This window comes from Brevundimonas vesicularis (assembly GCF_044807075.1).
Taxonomy (GTDB): Bacteria; Pseudomonadota; Alphaproteobacteria; order Caulobacterales; family Caulobacteraceae; genus Brevundimonas; species Brevundimonas vesicularis_G.
In genome coordinates, this window is record NZ_CP085234.1 from 380,082 (window position 1) to 398,972 (window position 18,891).

Below are 18,891 nucleotides of genomic sequence, written 5' to 3' on the forward strand. Positions count from 1 at the left end.
CCACCGAGTGGAGAGGGGCTTTTTCTTTCATCCCACCCGCGGCGACTTCAGCCGGCGCTTGTTGGAGTGGGTCGCGGGCGCCGTGCCCAGATCCTCCGGCACCTCGCCCTTGAAATAGTAGCGCTGCCACGCCTCCTTGGCCGCATCGGGATCGCCGCCGGCAAGACGCTGGTTGAAGTCGGTGCGGGCGCGGTTCCAGGCCTCGAACTGGCCCTTCATCACCGGGTTGGATTCCAGCGTGCGGATGATCGGCTGGAACTGCTCGACCTTCTTGTGCTCGATCAGATTGATGAAGCAGAAGGGTTCTCCCTTCTCGAAGGTGATCCGTCCCGGCCGGGTGAAGATCCAGTTCATCGTGAAGGGGAAGGGCAGCCAGTCCGTCTCGATCAGGCCGACCAGCGGCTGGATGCCGTCCTTCACATGATTGGGCGACCCCGAACACATCATCCCCCAGCCGGGCGGCGTGCGGAACAGATATTGCGGATGCATGGTCAGCACCCCGCGCGAGAAGTGCGAGGTGACGAAATGGGCCAGATCGTGCTGGGGCCGATCCGGCGTGATGACGATGTCTTCCTGGCGCGGACCGCCGTTCCACTCGGCCGAGAAGCCGAACGGGCACAGGATCTCCCACCCCGTGGTGTTGGCCATGTTCAGCGGCAGACAGCGATAGGGGTGGCGACTGATGAAGGCGTCCATCCAGTTGCGCGACTGGCGGCCGGGCACGAGGTCCGGCGGCCGGGCCGTCATCGGATAGCATTCCAGTTCCAGCGGGCGCGTGTTGACGGTATCGACCATGACCATTTCCTAACGCCCGAAACCCGACGGCTCAACCATGACTGACGCACCCGCTTTCGACCGCGAGACCCTGACCGTCTGGCTGAAGGCGAACGGCGTGGATCACGCGACCCACGACCACCCGGCCGTCTTTCGGGTCGAGGAAGGGCTGGATCTCAAGGCCGACCTGCCCGGCGCCCACACCAAGAACCTGTTCCTCAAGGATCACAAAGGCCGCCTTTGGCTGATCTCGGCGCGTCAGGACACGGTGATCGACCTGAAACGCGCCGCCGCCGTCATGGGGTCGGGCCGCCTGTCGTTCGGCGCCGAGACGCTGATGTGGGAGACGCTGGGCGTCCGCCCCGGCTCGGTCACGGCGCTGGGCCTGATCAACGACACAGACCGCCGCGTGACCTTCGTGCTGGACCAGCGCCTGTGGGACGCCGACATCGTCAACTTCCATCCCCTGACCAATACGGCGACGACCGCCCTGGATCAGTCGGCCTTCCGGCGAGTGCTGGCGTTGCTGGGGCGGGAGCCGATCATGGTGGATTTTGGGGCGCTGTCGGAATGAGGCGACGGCGTAGAAGGCCGCCGCCCCCACATCCATCGGCCGGGATTATTCGGAGGCCGGGCTGACCGCAGCGATAGTCGCCTGACGAGCCACCAGGACCCAGGTCCCGCCGCGCTGAGCCCAGACGTCCGTAAAAGGCCGCGTGACCTGCTGGCCCGCTCCGGGACCCTTGATCGGGACCATCGTGTCGTACCCCATCACCACGGTGATCTCGGGTTTTTCGCCGACGAAGGTGATGTGTTTGTGGAAGTCTCTGTAGTCCAGAAAGTCCGACACCATCACGGAGATGACCTGCTCACGATTAAGGACTTCATTGTTGGGCGAGTTGACAACGAAGTCGTCAGCCCAAACGGCGCGAACGCCGTCTGCGTCGTGCGCACGGATCGCGGCGCCCAGCCGTCCGTAAGCCGCGCCGATAGCAGGCGGGACGCGCGCGGCGTCCGCCGTCTGGCTGATGGCAGGTGAGACGAGCAGACCGGCGCATGCCGCCACAGATGCGATGAAAACCTTGGCGGACATGGGATGCCTCGTTGCTTCGACGGCCCAACTCTGCATCAGCCTGATTGGCGCATCAATCCGGATAACAAGGTTTGGACCGAGCGGCCGACGCTTGATGATCCGCGCCGCCTCACCATCTCGTGGATCACGGTCGATGGGCGCATACGCGGCGGGGGAAGTCAGACGAATTAGACGAATTAGACGGTGTTTTTCATGACTGCCGTCTGAAATTCCGGCGCGACCTTTTCCCGGCTTGATGCCGACGCATCCCGACGCCATCTGAACCGTTGAACCTGACCGATCTTTGCGCGGACCTCGCCCATGACCCTGCTCGACCCGACCCTGACCCCCGACGCCGCCGGCGACCTGATCAAAGAAGGCACGGACGCCTCCTTCATGACCGACGTCATCGAGGCGTCGAAACATCAGCCGGTCATCGTCGACTTCTGGGCCACCTGGTGCGGGCCGTGCCGGACCCTGGGCCCGGCGCTGGAGAAGGCCGTGCGCGCTGCCAAGGGGGCGGTGAAGATGGTCAAGATCGATGTCGACGCTAACCCGGCCTATGCGGGCCAACTGCGGGTGCAGTCGATCCCGACCGTCTACGCCTTCGTCAACGGCCAACCGGTCGATGGCTTCCAGGGCGCCATTCCCGACAGTCAGATCAAGGCCTTCATCGACAAGCTGACCGGCGGTCAGGGGGGCTCGACCGAGACGGCGCAACTGCTGGAGCTTGGCGAGGAATCGCTGGGCCTGAACGACTTCGGCGGCGCGGCCCAAGCTTTCGCCCACGTCCTGTCGATCGAGCCCGAGAACGAGAAGGCCATCGCCGGCATGGCGCGGGTCTATCTGGCGGGCGGCGACCCCGAACAGGCGGCCCAGACCATCGCCATGGCGCCGCAGGACTCCAAGGAGCCGGCGGTCCAGAGCGTGCGCGCCCAACTGGCCCTGGCGTCTAAAGCCCCCACTGGCGATTTGGCCGGCGCCTCTGCCGAACTTGAGGCCAAGGTCGCCGCCGATCCGAACGATCATCAGGCGCGTTTCGACCTGGCCGAGGCCCAGAGCGCGGCCGGCGACTTCAAGGGCGCGGTCGACAATCTGCTGGCCATTATCCAGGCCGACCGCGAGTGGAACGATCAGGCGGCCCGCAAACAGCTGCTGGTCATCTTCGAGGCGGCGGGCCTGACCTCGGACGTATCCAAGGATGGTCGTCGCCGCCTGTCGTCCATTCTGTTTTCGTGATCCAGAACAAGCGGGCCTCAAGCAGCGCGAAGCGCGGTAGGCCCCAGGAGAAGTGATGCCTCAAGGCTATGTCCGCGCCCTCGACCTGCCCCAGGTGATCCCGGTGTTCCCGCTGGGCGGGACCATCCTGCTGCCGCGCGGACAGCTGCCGCTGAACATCTTCGAGCCGCGCTATCTGAACATGGTGGACGACGCCATGGCCGGCGACCGAATCATCGGTCTGGTCCAACCCAAGGGCGGCACGCCGGCCCTGCCCGGCCTGTCGCCGGTCGGCTGCGCGGGTCGGATCACCAGTTTCGCCGAGACTTCCGACGGGCGCTATCTGATCACCCTGACCGGCGTGTCACGCTTCCGCATCGCCGCCGAAATGCCGTCCAAGACCCCCTATCGCCAGGTTCGCGCGGCCTTCGAGGCCTATGAGGACGATCTGGTCTCCCCGCCCGAGGAGCCGGACTTCGACCGCGACGCCTTCCTCGACGCCCTGCGCGCCTATATGGCCCACCGGCTTCTGGACATCGATTGGGAAACGGCCGAAACGGCACCGATGGAGGCCCTGGTCAACAGCCTGTCTATGGCTCTGCCCTTCGAACCGGCCGAGAAACAGGCGCTGCTGGAGGCGATGGGCCTGATGCCCCGCGCCGAGGCCCTGACCGCCCTGATGCGCATCGACGCCGCCGACGGCGGTGACGACGCTGCGCCGTCCATGCAATAAGCGGCCACGCTTTCAGGAACCCGCCATGAGTGATGCTTTCAACACCCCGGTCTCCGTCGATCCCCGCCTGCTGGAGGTGCTGGTCTGCCCGGTCACGCGCGGCAAGCTGACCTACGACCGCGACGCCAACGAGTTGATCTCGACGGGCGCCAAACTGGCCTATCCGATCCGCGAAGGCGTGCCGATCATGTTGGCCGAAGAAGCGCGACAGCTCGACTGATCGGCCTCAAGCAGCGCGAAGCGCGATAGGCCAACGAACAAGTCCTCAAGTAGCGCGACGCGCGATAGGCCCAAGAAAATGACCCTCAGAGTCGCCATCCAGATGGACCCGATCGAGGCCGTCGACATCGCCGGGGACACCACCTTCCTGATGGCCGAGACGGCCCAGGCGCGCGGTCACAAACAGTGGGTCTATGACTTCCGCACCCTGGCGCTGGAAGAGGGCCGCCTCTATTGCCGCGCCCGCACGATCACCGTGCGGCGCGAGGTCGGCAACCACGTCGACTTCGGCGACTGGGAAAAGCTGGATCTGGCCGAGGACGTGGACGTGATCCTGATGCGCCAGGATCCGCCGTTCGACATGGCCTATGTCACAGCCACCTATCTTCTGGAGACGGTGCATCCCCGGACCCTGGTGGTCAACGACCCGGCCCAGGTGCGTTCGGCCCCCGAAAAGCTGATGGTCACCGCCTTCCCCGGCCTGCAACCGCCGACCCTGATCTCGGCCGACCCCGTCGCCCTGGACGCCTTCCATAAGAAGCACGGCGAGGTGGTTCTGAAGCCTCTGCACGGGAACGGCGGCTCGGGCGTCATCAAGCTGCGCGCCGACGACCCCAACCTGGACGCCCTGATCGAGATCCATGCCGCGGGCAGCCGCGATCCGCTGGTGATCCAGAAGTTCATTCCCGCAGTCTCCAAGGGCGACAAGCGCATCCTGCTGATCGACGGCGAGCCCGTCGGCGCCATCAATCGCGTCCCGGCGGCGGGCGCGGTGCGCTCAAACCTTCATGTCGGCGGCACGGCCATGCCGGTCGAGCTGACGCCGCGCGACCTGGAAATCTGCGCCGCCATCGGTCCGACACTGAGAGAACGCGGCCTGATCTTCGTCGGCATCGACGTGATCGGCGACTATCTGACCGAGATCAACGTCACCTCCCCCACCGGCGCCCAGCAGTTGAAGGCCTTCACCGGCATCGACGCCACGGCCCTGATGTGGGACGCCATCGAGGCCAAACGCGCCGCACAGGTTGCGTGATCGCCACTTGAATTAGATTTCGGTTCATGGTTCGTTCTCTTGCTCAGCTGGGAGAACGACATGGTCGCGCGGGTTGTCACGGTCGCCTTTGACGGGGTCGAGGCCCGGCGCGTGGACGTCGAGGTCCAGTTGATCGGCGCTGACGGGCCGACGATCTTCAACATCGTGGGCCTGCCGGACAAGGCGGTGGCCGAAAGCAAGGAGCGGGTGCGCGGGGCCTTCGCCGGCATCGGTCTGGCCCTGCCCGCCAAGCGGATCATCGCCAACCTGGCGCCGGCCGACCTGCCCAAGGAAGGCAGCCATTTCGACCTGCCCATCGCCCTGGCCCTGATGGCGGCCATGGGGGTGATCGCGCCCGATGCGCTCGACGGCTGGGCCGCCATCGGCGAGCTGGGGCTGGACGGCCAGATCGCGCGGGTCGGCGGCGCCCTGCCCGCCGCCGTCGCAGCAGACGCCATGGGCCTGGGTCTGATCTGCCCCGAGGCGACGGGACCGGAGGCGGCCTGGGCCGGCGGCGCCCGCATCCTCGCGCCGCGCTCGCTGATCAGCCTGGTCAACCATTTCAAGGGAACCCAGGTTCTGCGCGCGCCCGAGCCCGGACCGCTGGCGGACGGCAAGGCCGTGCCCGACCTGCGCGAGGTCAAGGGTCAGGAAAGCGCCAAGCGCGCGCTGGAGATCGCGGCGGCCGGCGGCCACAACCTGCTGTTCATCGGCCCTCCGGGGTCGGGAAAGTCGATGATGGCGCAGCGCCTGCCGGGCCTTTTGCCGCCCCTGACCTCGCAAGAGTTGCTGGAGACCTCGATGGTCTGGTCGGTCGCCGGCCTGATCGAACGCGGCGCCCTGACCCGCGATCGCCCGTTCCGCAGCCCGCACCATTCCGCCTCAATGGCGGCCCTGACCGGCGGGGGTCTTCGCGCCAAGCCCGGCGAGGCCTCGCTGGCGCACAATGGCGTGCTGTTCCTGGACGAACTGCCGGAATACAGCGCCCAGGCCCTGGACTCGCTGCGGGCGCCGCTGGAGACGGGCGAGATCGTCGTCGCCCGCGCCAACGCCCACATCCGCTATCCCGCGCGGTTCCAGCTCGTTGCGGCGATGAACCCGTGCCGCTGCGGCATGGGCGGGGCCGGACGCGGGGCCTGCGGCAAGGCTCCGCGTTGCCAGCGCGACTATCAGAACCGCGTCTCGGGTCCGATGTTCGACCGCATCGACCTGACGGTGGAGACCCCGCCGGTCACCGCCGCCGACATGGCCCTGCCCCCGCCCGCCGAAGGCACGGCCGAAGCGCGGGCGCGCGTCGCGACCGCCCGCGCCATGCAGGAGGACCGGGTGCGCGAGGCGGGGCTGGACGCCGCCCAAGGCCTGAACGCCCGCGCCTCCGGCGGCACGCTGGATCGGTTCGCCACGCCGGACGAGGCGGGCCGAATGCTGCTGATGCGGGCGGGCGAGGCCGGCGGACTGACCGCGCGCGGCTGGACCCGCACCCTGCGCCTGGCGCGCACCATCGCCGACCTGGACGGCAGCACCGGCGTTCTGCGTCGCCACATCGCCGAGGCCCTGATCTATCGCCGCACCACCATCGGCGCCGAAGCCGACTTCGACCGCCGCGTGGCGCAGCGCCATGAAGGGTTCGGCCTACGCGAGGGCGACGACGAGCAGACGCCCGTCCTGCACGCGTGAAACGGCCATCGTTACATGGTGGAGACATCCTTAACCGTCGGTCTTTAGGCTGTGTCGCGTTGGGGAGGCGGCCATGACGCGACGGACGGCGACGAAGCGGATCGAGGAGCGCACAAGCGCGCCCGTCGACCCCGCCCAGCAGTTCCTGCGGCTTATGAGCCACGAGATGCGCACGCCGCTGAACGGCGTCATCGGCATGATCAACCTGTTGCAACGCACCCGGCTGGACGGCGCCCAGCGCGCCTATGCCGAGAACGCGCGTCAGTCGGCCGAACATCTGCTGGGTCTGGTCAACGACCTGCTGGACTATGCGCGGCTGGAGGCCGGGGCGCTGGAGTTCGATCTGGCGCCCGTCGATCTGGAAGGTCTGGTGCGCGGCGTCGCCGAGTTGCTGAGCCCGCGCGCCCACGACAAGGGGCTGGAGATCGTCTGGTCGGTCGCCGCCGACGCGCCCGACGTGCTGGCGGACGAAGGCCGGCTGCGTCAGGTGCTTTTCAACCTGGCGGGCAACGCCGTGAAGTTCACCGACACCGGCGGCGTGCGCATTTCGGTCGAGCGCATCGGCGGCAGCGCGGCGCGCCCGCGTCTGGCCTTCTTGGTCGACGACACCGGCCCCGGCGTTGCGCCCGAGGCGCGCACACGTATATTCGAGGAATTCGGCCACGCCGACAGTTCCGACGCGGCCCGTCAGGATGGGGCGGGCCTGGGTCTGGCGGTCGTGCGAAAGCTGGCCGCCGCCATGGACGGCTCGGTGAAGGTCGAAAGCCGGCCCGACGGCGCCGCAACCGGCGGGGGCGCCCGCTTCCGCTTCGAGGCCGCCTTCGCCGCCGTCGCGGTGGCGCGCGACAAGCCGTTGCGCGGCCAGACGGTCGCGGTGCGCGCCGTCGATCCCTTCGTCCTGTCGGCGGCTCGCGCCCAGATCGAGGCCTCGGGCGGCGTCGTGGCGGATGCGGCCCCGGTTACTCTGGTCGATCACGCCGACGCCTTGGCGGGCGCGCTGGCGGCCCTGCCTTCGAGCGGTCGCGGCATCGTCCTGCTGAAACCGGCCGACCGCGACCTGATCGCCCGCTATCGCGCCGTTGGTTTCCACGGCTATCTGATCAAGCCCTTGCGTCGCGCGTCCTTGGCCGAGCGCGTCCTGGCCGCCATCGGCGCCGAGGCGCCCGACAAGTCCAGCGCCCACTGCGCCGCCCCGATCGAAGACGACCGCGTCGCCCCCGTGCAGTTCGCCGGCATCCGCGTCCTGCTGGCCGAGGACAATCCCGTCGGCGCGCTTCTGGCCCGCACCCTGTTGCGCCGCGAGGGCTGCACCGTCGAGACGGCCGCCACCGGCGACGAAGCCGTCGCGGCGCTGAAACGCGCGCGCTACGACGTGGTCTTCATGGACATGCGGATGCCCGGCATGGACGGCCCCGCCGCCGCCCGCGCCATCCGCGCGGCGGGCGATACGACGCCGATCCTGGCCCTGACCGCCAATGCCTTCGCCGAGGACCGACGCGCCTGTCTGGAGGCCGGCATGGACGACCATATCGTCAAGCCGCTGGACGCCGAGGCCCTGCGCGCCGCCCTCGCCCGCTGGACGAAGCGCGACATCCGCGCCAAGGTCGGCTGAGTTACAGGCGTCCGCGTTTTCGGCCGCCGCGCCGGAGCCGTGCATGACCGACCAAGCCCATCCCCCCGCCAACGGCAAGCCCGCCGGCCGTTTCGGCGGTCTCGCCGTCTATGGCGAGCGGCGCGTGTTCATCATGCTGTTGCTGGGCTTTTCGGCAGGCCTGCCGAACCTGCTGATCTTCGACACCCTGACCACCTGGTTGCGAGAGAGCGGCCTGACGCTCGAAGTGATCGGCTTCTTCGCCCTGGCCACACTCAGCTACTCGTTGAAATTCGTCTGGGCGCCACTGATCGACCGAACCGCCGTCCCGCTTCTGACGCCTCTGCTTGGTCATCGACGCGCCTGGATGCTGGTCACGCAAGGCGTAATCATCTTCGGTCTATGGTCGATTTCGACCCTGAATCCCTCCAACGCCTTGATCGCCGTGGCCGGCTTCGCCGCCCTCGTCGGCTTCTTCGGCGCCACCCAAGACATCGTCATCGACGCCTGGCGGATCGAAGCGGCCGACGACAGCCGCCATGGCGCCATGGCCGCCGCCTATCAGCTGGGCTACCGCGTCGCCATGATCGTGGCCGGGGCCGTGCCGCTGGTGCTAGCCGATCTCTACAACTGGAACCTTTCTTACGCGGTGATGGCCGCACTCATGGGTATCGGTATCGCCGGGGTGCTGTTTGCGCCGCGAGAGAAGGCGCACTCGATCCGAGCCATCCCGGTCGGAGACGTTCCCTCGCGACCAAAGCTGGAAATCTTCGAGTGGATCGCGCGTCTGGCGGTCATCGCCGTCGCCGCCATGTTCCTGGGCTCGGGCCTGACAGGACAGTCGGCGCCTTTGAACGCCCTGTTCGGGCTCTTCGGCCTCGGCCCGGACGGCAAGGCGGCGGTCGCAGCGGCGCTGGCGGCGAAGCCGGAGGGCGTCTATCTGCAGTTCGCTCTGGTGCTCATGGGCCTGGCCGTGATGGTCATGGCCTGCTGGCCGCTGCCGGGAACGAAGACGCGGCCGGGCGCCTATCTCGCAGGATCTTTCGGCCAGCCCCTCGCCGATTTCTACAGGCGCTTCTCGGGCGTAGCGACGCTGATCCTGGCGCTGATCTGCGTCTATCGCCTGGCGGATTTCGTGCTGAACATCATGCCGCCCTTCTACATCGACCTCGGCTTTTCCAAGACGGAACTGGCCGAGGTGCGCAAGGTGTTTGGCGTGGTCATGACCAGTCTGGGCGTGATCATCGGCGGCTGGTCGGTCGCCAAGCTCGGCCTGATCCGCACCATGGTGATCGGCGCCTTCATGAGCCCTGTGTCCAACCTGATCTTCGCCTGGCTGGCGACCCAGGGACATAGCTTGTCGGCCCTGACCGTCGCCATCGGCGTGGACAACGTCTCGAGCGGATACGCCGGGACCGCCTTGATCGCCTATATGTCCAGCCTGACGTCGATCGGCTTTACCGCGACCCAGTACGCCCTGTTCACATCGTTGTACGCCCTGCCCGGCAAGCTGATCGCGACCCAATCGGGACGGATCGTCGAGGCTTCGGCGCGAGCCGCCGAAGGCACCGGGCCTTTCGCTGGCCTGCGGGCGCTGTTCGCCAATCTGCAACCCGGCGTGTTGTCCACCGGAGCGGCGACAAGCGGCGTGACCCCCGCGGCGCTAGGCGCGGGCTATGTGGCCTTCTTCCTGTACTCAGCGATCATCGGTGTGTTCGGGATCGTCTTGGCCTTCATCGTGGCTTCCAAGCAGACCGCGCTTCAGGCGCGCCAGAAGGCCGCGATCGAAGAAGAGGCTGCGATCGCGGCGACCGAGGGCCAGCCGTCCTGAGGCTTCAGCGCTTCAGAAAGCCGCCGATCATGTCGCCCAGGCCGCCCGGCAGTTTGCCGAGCAGGTCGTCTGCGCCGTCGATCTGACCGCCTGGAGTCAGGCGGTCGATGGCTTCGGGAAGAAGACCGGCCAGGGTCTCGCCGGCCTGTTCGGGGGTCACGCCCATCTTGGCGGCGATGTCGGCGATGGGGCCGTGGCCGAGGACGGCCGTAATCTGCTCGGGCGAGATGTTGGCGTTCGGACCCGTGCCGACCCAGGAGCCGATCACATCGCCCAGCCCCGCCTGGCCAAACTTCTCGGCCAGTCCGCCGACGCCGCCCTGACCCTTGAGCAGGTCGCTCAGACCGCCTGCGGCGTCGTCGCCGAGACCCTTCACCACATTGTCCAGAAAGCCCATCGCCGTCTCCCGAATGATGGCGCACCGTAACACTGTCATGCGACGAATACGAGAAAGGCCCGCCGGGATCCGGCGGGCCTTTGCAACATCGGCTTGTTGGAAAGCCTTAGTTCTTGGCGTCGTTGGCGCCTTGCGTGACGGCCGAACCGGCGGCCGAGACGTCGCGGCCGGCGCCGGCGATGGTGTTGCAGGCCGACACGGCCAGAGCGGCGGCGACGATGGACAGGGTGATGATCTTGCGCATGGTTTGAACCCTTGTTGGTATGGTCAAGTTTCGTCGAAACGCCGACCCTGAACTTGGGTTGCATCAAGCGACGCCGTATCGAAGATTTTGCTGTCGGCGTGTCCGATCGCCGCAACGGCGGCGGCATTGATCGCTTGCGCCGCGCGCACGCGGCCCCGAAGGTGCGCCCCTGTTTCACGAGGGGTTGTTCATGCGTCGTCTTCTGATCTCGTCCGCCGCCATGATGGCGGTGCTGTCCGCCGCGCCCGCGCTGGCGCAGACCTCCACCCCCGCATCGACAGCCGCAACCGAAAGCGAGGACGCGCGGCTGAACGCCTTCTTTGAGCAGGCCTTCCAGGCGCGGATTGCGCTGAGCCCGCAGCAGATGACGTCTCTGGGCATCAAGACCGACTACGACAAGCTGGACGACGTGTCGGACGCCGCCGCCGACCGGGCCCTGGCGCTTCAGGAGGCGCAACTGGCGCAGATGAAGGCCCAGTTCGATCCGCAGAAGCTGGGACCGCAGGCGCGGGTGTCGTGGCGGATGTTCGAATATGGCGTTCAGCAGGCGCGGCTGTCGAACCAGTGGCGCGACTGGGGCTTTCAGTTCGCCGCCAACGGCAATCCGACCACCAGCCTGCCGGTCTTTCTGATCAACAACCACCGGGTCTCCAGCGTGGCCGACGCCGAGGCCTATGTCGCGCGGATCAAGGCCGCCGAGCCGCAGATGGATCAGGTGGCCGACGAACTGCGTCAGCGCGCGGCGGCGGGCGTCGTCTCGCCGCGCTTCGTCTTCGCCCCGTCCATCGCCAACACCCGCAACGTCATCACCGGCGCGCCGTTCGACGATGGCGCGGACAATCCCGTCTGGGCCGACTTCACCAAGAAGGTCGCGGCGCTGGAGACGGATCAGGCGACGAAGGACCGGCTGCTGTCGGAAGGCCGCGCGGCGCTGACCGGACCCTACAAGGCCGGGTTCGAGACCGTGCTGACGGCGCTGGCCGAGGTGCAGCCCAAGGCGGACAGCGATGCGGGCGTGTGGCGCCTGCCGCAGGGCGAGGCCTATTACAACGCCCGGCTCCAGCTCTCGACCACCACCGACCTGACCGCCGACCAGATCCATCAGATCGGTCTGGCCGAGGTCGCCCGCATCCAGGCCGAGATGGAGACCATCAAGACCCAGGTCGGCTTCACCGGCTCGCTGCAGGCGTTCTTCGCCTTCCTGAAGACGGATCCCCGGTTCCAGTATCCGAACACGCCCGAGGGCAAGGAGCAGTATCTGACCGACGCGCGCGGCTTCATCGCCCAGGTGATGGCGGCGGCGCCGCAGTGGTTCTCGACCCTGCCCAAGGCGGCGCTGGAGGTGCGGGCGGTGGAGCCGTTCCGCGAGGCGACGGCCTCGATCGCCTTCTACAACTCGCCCGCGCCGGACGGATCACGGCCGGGCATCTACTACGTCAATCTGTCGGACATGACCCAGGTGCTGAAGCCCCAGATCGAGGGCATCAGCAATCACGAGGGCGCGCCGGGCCACCATTTCCAGATCGCCTATGCGCAGGAGATCGAGGGTCTGCCGCGCTTCCGTCGGTTCGGCGGCTATGGCGCCTATGCGGAAGGTTGGGGGCTGTACGCCGAACAACTGGGCAAGGAGATGGGCTTCTATCAGGACCCCTATTCCGACTTCGGCCGGCTCTCGACCGAGCTGTGGCGCGCGGTGCGTCTGGTGACCGACACCGGCCTGCACGCCAAGCGCTGGAGCCGAGAACTGGCGATGGACTATTTCCGCCAGAACTCCCTGCTGTCCGAGCGCGACATCGAAAAGGAGGTCGAGCGCTACATCACCAACCCCGGCCAGGCGACCAGCTACAAGATCGGCGAGCTGAAGATCGAGGAACTGCGCGACCGGGCCAGGACGGCGTTGGGCGACCGGTTCGACATAAAGGACTTCCACGCGGTCGTGCTAGGCTCCGGCTCGGTGCCGCTGGACGTGCTGGAGGATCAGGTGGACAGCTGGATCGCGGCGGGCGGCGGGGCGCCGACGACCTGACGGCTTCCTTCTCCCATTGGGAGAAGGTGGCTCGAAGAGCCGGATGAGGGTCGGCTGGCGGGCCAGGTCGCAAGACCCAACCCTCACCCTTTCGCCTTGCGGATCGCCTGCGGCTCTCCGAGGCTCAAGCCCTCTCCCAATTGGAGAGGGAGGCAATGGTGCGGTTTTCGTGTAAGAGCCGCCGCCATGCCTTTCAACGCAACCGTCCTGACCATGTTTCCCGAGGCCTTTCCGGGCCCGCTCGGCGTGTCTCTGATCGGCACGGCCTGGCGCGAGAAGGGCTTGTGGAGCCTGGAAACGGTTGACATTCGCGCCTTTTCCACAGATACGCGCGGCTTCCTGGACGACACCCCTGCGGGCGGCGGCCCGGGAGCTGTGCTGAAGGCGGACGTTGTGGCCCGGGCGGTGGATAGCCTGCCGGGACCCAAGCGGCCGCTTTTGTACATGAGCGCCAGGGGTCGGCCCCTGACCCAGGCGCGCGTCAAGGAATGGGCGAAAGCCGACGGCATCGTCGTGCTGTGCGGTCGTTTCGAGGGGGTGGATCAGCGGGTGCTGGACGCACGCGGGTTCGAGGAGGTCTCGGTCGGAGACGCGGTTCTCGCCGGCGGCGAGGCGGCGGCGATGGTCGCGATCGAGGCGTGCGTAAGACTGATCCCCGGCGTGCTCGGCTCAGGCGACAGCCTGTCGTCCGAGAGCTTCGAGGATGGGCTTTTGGAACACCCGCAGTACACACGACCGCGGACGTTCGAGGGGCTTGAGATACCCGAGGTGTTGCTGTCGGGCGATCACAAGAAGATCGCGCGATGGCGCGAGGCGCAGCGGGCGACGACTACGCGGGAGCGGCGGCCGGACCTCTGGCAGGCGCATCTCGCCAACTCACAGCTAAAGGGCGCAAAGCCCGAGGAGAAATGACATGAACATCGTTCAACAGCTGGACGCCGAAGAAAAAGCCCGCGTCCTGGGCGAACGCAAAATCCCGGAATTCCAGCCCGGCGACACTCTGCGCGTCAACGTGAAGATCAAGGAAGGCGAGCGCGAGCGCGTTCAGGCCTTCGAAGGCGTCTGCATCGCCCGTGACGGCGGCGGCATCAGCGAAACCTTCACGGTCCGCAAGATCTCGTTCGGCGAAGGCGTCGAGCGCCGCTTCCCCATCCTGTCGCCGAACATCGAGTCGATCGAAGTGAAGCGCCGCGGCGTCGTGCGTCGCGCCAAGCTTTATTACCTGCGTGATCGTCGCGGCAAGTCGGCCCGTATCGCCGAGCGCCAGACGGTCCGTCCCGCCAAGGGCGTCGTCGTTCCGGAAACCGGTTCGGCCGCCAAGACCGAAGAAGCCTAGTTTCAGGCTAGACGATCAAATGACGAAGGCCCCGGTGGAAACACCGGGGCCTTTTTCTATTCCGTCAGTCCGGGATTACTGCGGGAACAAGGGGTTGGCCGCGTCGCGCTGGCCTTCCAGGCTGTGTTTCAGGGCTTCCATCTGCTCATGCTCGGTCTTCACCGCAGCGTAGGCGCGCCGGATCGTCTCGCGCGTTGTGGCGGAAATGCCGGTGTCTTCCAGCGCCTTTTCATATTTTTTGGCGATGAACCCCTCGCCCGAGTTGATCGAACCGACGACAGAATCGTCGTTACGCAGCAGAGCGTGTTTCACATCCAGAAATGCGCGATGGGCCTTGGCCAGGATCGATCCATCGGATTCCGGATCGCCGCCCAGACCGCGCACGGCGGCCGACAGGTCGTCGACGACCTGCTGGCGTTCGCTGCTGCGGCGCTCGAACAGGGTGCGGTAGTGCGGGTCCTGCGTCTGTTCGGCGGCTTCGCGATAGCCCTCCGCGCTGTCCAGCGTCGTTTCGATCAGGCCGTTCAGAACCTTGATGTCGTGGGCGTTGGGGTTGCTCATCTCGTCCATTCCTTCCGCTGTTGCGGTCAAACGGCGAAATGGTCCGGCGCGGCGAAGGTTGCCGCCTGCGACATCAAAGTTTGGTGCGAAGCGACCACAGCTCGGGGAAGCAGCGCTTGGTCAGGGTCGAGGCCAGATAGGCCGCGCCTTCGGTTCCGCCCGTGCCGCGACGCCGACCGATGATGCGTTCGACCGTGACGACGTGCTTGTGCCGCCAGGTCAGCAGGGCGTCGTCCAGATCGACCAGCTTCTCGGCCAGCTGATACAGGACCCACCACCGCTCCGTGTCGCGATAGACCTCCAGCCAGGCCGCCTCGACGGCTTTGGACGGCTCATAGGGTTGGGTCACGTCGCGGTTCAGCACCTCGGCGGGCACCGGCAGACCGGCCTTTGCCAGTTGGGCCAGGGCGTCATCGTAAAGGCTAGGCGCCGCGATGGCGGCCTGAAGCGCGGCCAGGGCCTCGGGGCGGTCTTCGTGGAACTTCAGGAAGCTGGCGTCCTTCAGGCCCAGCATGGCCTCGAAGCGTCGGAACTGGTCGCTCTGGAAGCCGGAGGACGACCCCAACGAGCCTCGGAACCGCAGATAGTCCGACGGCGTCATCGTCGACAGAATGTCCCAGCTATGGGTCATCACCGCTTGGATGCGGGATACGCGCGCAAGGCTCTTGTAGGCCGGGACCAGGTCGCCGGCGCGCACCATCGACTGGGCCAGGGCCGTCTCATGCAGGATCTGCTTGAGCCACAGTTCCTTGGTCTGATGGATGACGACGAACAGCATTTCGTCGTGCTGGTCCGACAGCGGGTGCTGGGTCGAAAGCAGGTCGTCCAACGCCAGATAGCCGGCGTAGGTGATGTCGCTGGATTGGGTCATGCCCGCCTATCGCCCGCGATGGCGGGCGGTGCAAGCTTAGTGCTGGCCTTTGGCCGAGACGTTGGCGGCGATCTGACGGCCGGCGTCGAAGGCGTCGCGGGCGCCTTTGTAGATGAAGCCGTAGGTCGGATAGACCGTCGTGCCTAGATCGTTGATCGGATTGTACCAGACCTTGACCTGCGACCAGTCGTTGGAGGGCGAGACGTCGACGACGGTGACGTTCTCTTCGACCTTGCCGCGGCTGCCGCCCCAGTTGGCGTGGGTCACGCGCACGACGCGGTCGGTCAGGATGTCGGAGACGACGGCGACGTGGCCCCGGCTCATGCGGCCCTCGGGACGGAAGACCAGAACCGAGCCGGTTTCCGGGGCCTTGCCGGTGCGGAAGTTGGCGGCGGCCTGACGCCACCAGGTCCAGGCGTCGCCGAAGATGTTGATGCCGGAGAACATGCGCGCGAAGGTCACGCACTGCCAATAGGGCTCATCAGCCTTTGCGGTAGAGGGAACGGCGCCCAGCGCAAAAAAACCGAGGGTCGCCGCAACCGCGGCGGCTTTGAGCCGTTTCAACATGCTTGGGGTATCCCGACCCGCCTTTGGAAGCGCCCTTTAGGCCACGGGATCACGCCCTGTCGCAAGTTGTTTCGGCATATCGCCGTGCTTCATATTTCCTTCTGAAACCTTGTTGTGACGCTTGGCGCGCCTGTCGGCCATGTCCCTGAGAGCCTTGCGCGCCGGGCGTTCGACGAGATGATAGGAGACGGCGGCGACAACCGGCAGAAGGGCCAGGATCGCCAACCACACGAAAATTTGAAGCTGCTTGTCCGGCGCGTCGAACAGTTTGGCGGCCAGACCGACCGCCAAAAGCTTCCACGGCACGCAGACCATATAGACCGAATAGCTGATCTCGCCGAGGTAGACGGCAGGCTTGGAGGCCAGCCATCCGGCGCGCGCGTTGGGCAGCGAGGCCAGTGAAAGGATCAAGGCCCCGGCCAGCAGAACCGTGACGCCGTCCCAGAGTCCGAGCGCGGCGCTGAGGACCATCAGCCCGAATGAGACGGCGGCGCACACCCACGGCGCCTTCAACGGCGCGCGGCGATAAACGAGATAGAGAGCGCAGCCCAACGCGAAGCACGGCACGATCCTGAGCGCGCCCCAGCGGATCGTCGCCTCGGTCAGGGCGAAGCCGGCCAGTTGCTCAAACGCGAAATAGAGGATGACGAGGAAGGCCGCAGCCCCGACCACCGCCGCGATCGGCCGATGACGCAGGCGCCAGAAGACGAAGGCGAACAGCGGGAAGCAGAGATAGGCGAACCACTCCGCAGAGATGGACCAGGATGGATGGTTCCAGCCCGCGACCGGCGCCAGCCCCCAGGCATGAACCATGAAGAGGTTGGCGGGCAGCGACGCCCAGCTCAGCACATTGGCGTCCACGCTCATGCCGGCGAACAAGGCGGCGGCCGCCAGCAGCCCCACGCCGATCAGGGTGGCGATATGCAGCGGATAGACGCGCGCGATCCGCGCCCACAGGAAGCCGCGATACGAGAACCGCTTCTCGCCCGCCGCCGCCAGATAGACGTGGCTGAGGATGAAGCCGGACAGGACGAAGAACAGCTCGACCCCCAGATAGCCCTTGGCGACAAGGCCAGACTGACCGGCGCCCGCCAGGTTTTCCCAGAAGCTGTAGACGGCGACCCACATGGCGGCGCCGAAGCGCAGGGCGGTGATGGGGCGAAGATCGGCGGGCGTCTGGACGGGGGTCATGGTCTCACCTTGGCACGTCAGCCTTTTCGAACCGTGAAGGCCCGCAAAGGTTGTGCCCGTGCGACCTTATCCCGCCCAGACGCCATGGAAGCCGGCCGGCAGGGCCACGTCCGCCTGCCAGGTCGCGACCGGGCCGTCCTCGATCCGCGCCACGTCAAAGACGTGCAGTTCCGTCCGCCCGTCCTTCAAATTTACAGACGGTCCGACCAGCCAGGTGTCCCGTTCCACCGTCGCGCCGGGCTTGGGCACGAAGACCGCCTCCTCGACCACCTGATGCACGCCGAATTCGAAGGCGTGCGAGCGACCGCTGTCCCAGTCGTGGACCGCCAGTCCCGTCGGCAGGGGCCGGCCGCGAGTCTCGCCGGAGGTATGGGCGGTCAGGCTGCGCTTCAGTCCCGCACGACGCGGATCGCCTTTCGGAAATTCGCCGACGACATCGCTATAGGTCATGTCGGCGCGTCCGTCCGGGCGCAGGGTGATCAGAGCCAGTTTCGCCGGATCGCCCGGAACGACCCCATACCCGTCCACCAGAACCCGCGCGCCATCGACCGCGAAGCGCGGATCGCCGCTGACGGGCACATCGAAACGGATCGTGCCGTCGCGCTCGGCCCAGGCGTCGCCCAGGTGGAAATGGAAGAACCCCGGCAACTCATACAGGCGGCGTTTGCTCAGGTCGTCCTTGTCCAGCACCAGGACCTGCGTCCCCATCTCGGGTCGCCAGGCCAGGCCTGCGGTCACCGGCATGGCGCGGTTTTCGAACATCCAGGGCTGAAGCACCAGGATCACGTGCCGGTCGGTGGCGGTGAAGTCGTGCATATAGCTGGCACGCGGCAGGGGCACGACCTGGGCGTCGCTCAGGCTGCGATCCGGGCGCAGATGCCAGATGACGGCCTGACCGCCCGCCGAACCCACGTTCCAGATCGACCCGTCGGGGGCGTAGCGCGGATGGGCCTGGAACGGCATGCCTTTCAGGTCATCGCGCAGGGTGACGAAGTCGCGCGTCGACAGGTCCGACGCCGACAGGGCCAGGGGCGATCCCCCCTCCCACAGCGCCCAGACCTGATCGCCAGCGACCATGACGGCAGTGTTGGCGGCGTTGGCGTCGTCGTTCGAGCCGATGCGGGCGCGCGCGTCGCCTTTGGTGCCGAAACCCGGCGTGACCACAGCGTCCAGCGCCGTTTCCGTGCGGCGCTTGGCGTGTCGGCGAACCGCGCTTCCAGCGTCGCCTGGCCATCGTGAATGCGGAAGGCGCGCATCATGCCGTCGCCGTCGAACCAGTGGGTTGCCGAGCCGCCCGGCCGCCGGAACTTGGCCGGTCCGTTGCGATACAGCGCGCCCTGCAACCCCGCCGGCGCCCGGCCGTGGACCAGGCGCATCGTTTGGCGCGCGATGTCGCCTTCGATGTCCTGGGTCGCCAGCGCCCAGTCGGCCTTCGTCTCGGCGACGGCGTCCAGGGCGGCGGCGGCGCGCACCATTTCAGGCGTGGCGACTGCGGCCGAGAGGGCGGCGGCGCCCATCAGGAAGGAACGACGTGAGGGGATCATGAT

Annotated in this window: 20 protein-coding genes and 1 pseudogene; 11 read left to right on the top strand and 10 right to left on the bottom strand. The window is 67.0% G+C overall.

Annotated features, from left to right (window positions below):
• Window positions 1–27: 27 nt before the first annotated feature.
• Window positions 28–795: a DUF6065 family protein gene (locus tag LG306_RS01830; RefSeq protein ID WP_156146787.1), complete on the bottom strand. Its 768-nt coding sequence runs from the start codon at window positions 793–795 to the stop codon at window positions 28–30.
• Between the two features lie 37 nt (window positions 796–832).
• On the opposite strand from LG306_RS01830, the gene LG306_RS01835 reads away from it, so the two are divergent.
• Complete coding sequence (locus tag LG306_RS01835) at window positions 833–1,348, top strand: prolyl-tRNA synthetase associated domain-containing protein (RefSeq protein ID WP_404417657.1); 516 nt, start codon at window positions 833–835, stop codon at window positions 1,346–1,348.
• A gap of 45 nt (window positions 1,349–1,393) precedes the next feature.
• Here LG306_RS01835 and LG306_RS01840 read toward each other — a convergent pair whose 3' ends face one another.
• Window positions 1,394–2,125, bottom strand: a complete 732-nt coding sequence (locus LG306_RS01840) for a nuclear transport factor 2 family protein (RefSeq protein ID WP_404417660.1) — start codon at window positions 2,123–2,125, stop codon at window positions 1,394–1,396.
• A gap of 42 nt (window positions 2,126–2,167) precedes the next feature.
• Between LG306_RS01840 and trxA the strand changes: the two genes are divergently transcribed.
• From trxA to LG306_RS01875, 7 genes are all read left to right on the top strand, one after another.
• Window positions 2,168–3,085, top strand: coding sequence for a thioredoxin (trxA, locus tag LG306_RS01845; protein ID WP_404417663.1), 918 nt, complete (start codon window positions 2,168–2,170; stop codon window positions 3,083–3,085).
• A 55-nt stretch (window positions 3,086–3,140) separates the two neighbouring features.
• Window positions 3,141–3,797, top strand: coding sequence for an LON peptidase substrate-binding domain-containing protein (locus LG306_RS01850; protein WP_026108391.1), 657 nt, complete (start codon window positions 3,141–3,143; stop codon window positions 3,795–3,797).
• A 25-nt stretch (window positions 3,798–3,822) separates the two neighbouring features.
• Entirely contained in the window at window positions 3,823–4,017 is a 195-nt protein-coding gene (locus tag LG306_RS01855) for a Trm112 family protein (protein ID WP_242077553.1), read from the top strand.
• Between the two features lie 78 nt (window positions 4,018–4,095).
• Window positions 4,096–5,052: a glutathione synthase gene (gene gshB, locus LG306_RS01860; RefSeq protein ID WP_295198405.1), complete on the top strand. Its 957-nt coding sequence runs from the start codon at window positions 4,096–4,098 to the stop codon at window positions 5,050–5,052.
• 60 nt (window positions 5,053–5,112) lie between these two features.
• On the top strand, window positions 5,113–6,729 hold the full coding sequence (locus tag LG306_RS01865) for a YifB family Mg chelatase-like AAA ATPase (RefSeq protein WP_404417668.1): 1,617 nt from the start codon (window positions 5,113–5,115) through the stop codon (window positions 6,727–6,729).
• A 73-nt stretch (window positions 6,730–6,802) separates the two neighbouring features.
• The gene (locus tag LG306_RS01870) at window positions 6,803–8,341 is read left to right on the top strand and encodes a response regulator (RefSeq protein ID WP_404417671.1); all 1,539 of its coding nucleotides are present in this window, start codon (window positions 6,803–6,805) and stop codon (window positions 8,339–8,341) included.
• 43 nt (window positions 8,342–8,384) lie between these two features.
• The gene (locus LG306_RS01875; RefSeq protein WP_404417674.1) at window positions 8,385–10,151 is read left to right on the top strand and encodes an AmpG family muropeptide MFS transporter; all 1,767 of its coding nucleotides are present in this window, start codon (window positions 8,385–8,387) and stop codon (window positions 10,149–10,151) included.
• Window positions 10,152–10,155: 4 nt separating this feature from the next.
• On the opposite strand, the gene LG306_RS01880 is transcribed toward LG306_RS01875, so the two are convergent.
• Window positions 10,156–10,548: a YidB family protein gene (locus tag LG306_RS01880; protein WP_039247128.1), complete on the bottom strand. Its 393-nt coding sequence runs from the start codon at window positions 10,546–10,548 to the stop codon at window positions 10,156–10,158.
• 106 nt (window positions 10,549–10,654) lie between these two features.
• A complete protein-coding gene (locus LG306_RS01885; RefSeq protein ID WP_039247129.1) occupies window positions 10,655–10,792 on the bottom strand; it encodes an entericidin A/B family lipoprotein in 138 nt (45 codons plus the stop codon).
• A 190-nt stretch (window positions 10,793–10,982) separates the two neighbouring features.
• Here LG306_RS01885 and LG306_RS01890 point away from each other — a divergent pair, with 190 nt between their 5' ends.
• The 3 genes from LG306_RS01890 to rplS all read left to right on the top strand — a co-directional run bounded on the left by LG306_RS01890 (window position 10,983) and on the right by rplS (window position 14,154).
• A complete protein-coding gene (locus tag LG306_RS01890; protein ID WP_404417677.1) occupies window positions 10,983–12,818 on the top strand; it encodes a DUF885 domain-containing protein in 1,836 nt (611 codons plus the stop codon).
• 186 nt (window positions 12,819–13,004) lie between these two features.
• Window positions 13,005–13,730 (top strand): tRNA (guanosine(37)-N1)-methyltransferase TrmD, encoded by a 726-nt coding sequence (trmD, locus tag LG306_RS01895; RefSeq protein WP_404417680.1) that lies wholly within the window; start codon window positions 13,005–13,007, stop codon window positions 13,728–13,730.
• A gap of 1 nt (window position 13,731) precedes the next feature.
• Complete coding sequence (rplS, locus tag LG306_RS01900; protein ID WP_017505017.1) at window positions 13,732–14,154, top strand: 50S ribosomal protein L19; 423 nt, start codon at window positions 13,732–13,734, stop codon at window positions 14,152–14,154.
• Window positions 14,155–14,229: 75 nt separating this feature from the next.
• Here rplS and LG306_RS01905 read toward each other — a convergent pair whose 3' ends face one another.
• The 6 genes and pseudogenes from LG306_RS01905 to LG306_RS01930 all read right to left on the bottom strand — a co-directional run.
• The gene (locus LG306_RS01905; RefSeq protein WP_404417683.1) at window positions 14,230–14,715 is read right to left on the bottom strand and encodes a PA2169 family four-helix-bundle protein; all 486 of its coding nucleotides are present in this window, start codon (window positions 14,713–14,715) and stop codon (window positions 14,230–14,232) included.
• 73 nt (window positions 14,716–14,788) lie between these two features.
• Window positions 14,789–15,586, bottom strand: coding sequence for a tryptophan 2,3-dioxygenase (locus LG306_RS01910; protein WP_404417686.1), 798 nt, complete (start codon window positions 15,584–15,586; stop codon window positions 14,789–14,791).
• A gap of 36 nt (window positions 15,587–15,622) precedes the next feature.
• Window positions 15,623–16,153, bottom strand: coding sequence for a CHAP domain-containing protein (locus LG306_RS01915; protein WP_404417689.1), 531 nt, complete (start codon window positions 16,151–16,153; stop codon window positions 15,623–15,625).
• Window positions 16,154–16,189: 36 nt separating this feature from the next.
• Window positions 16,190–17,344, bottom strand: a complete 1,155-nt coding sequence (locus LG306_RS01920; protein ID WP_404417692.1) for an acyltransferase family protein — start codon at window positions 17,342–17,344, stop codon at window positions 16,190–16,192.
• 66 nt (window positions 17,345–17,410) lie between these two features.
• Window positions 17,411–18,508, bottom strand: a complete 1,098-nt coding sequence (locus LG306_RS01925; RefSeq protein WP_404417695.1) for a carotenoid oxygenase family protein — start codon at window positions 18,506–18,508, stop codon at window positions 17,411–17,413.
• A gap of 56 nt (window positions 18,509–18,564) precedes the next feature.
• Window positions 18,565–18,888 (bottom strand): annotated as a pseudogene (locus tag LG306_RS01930) (carotenoid oxygenase family protein); the annotation flags it as partial.
• Window positions 18,889–18,891: the final 3 nt, after the last annotated feature.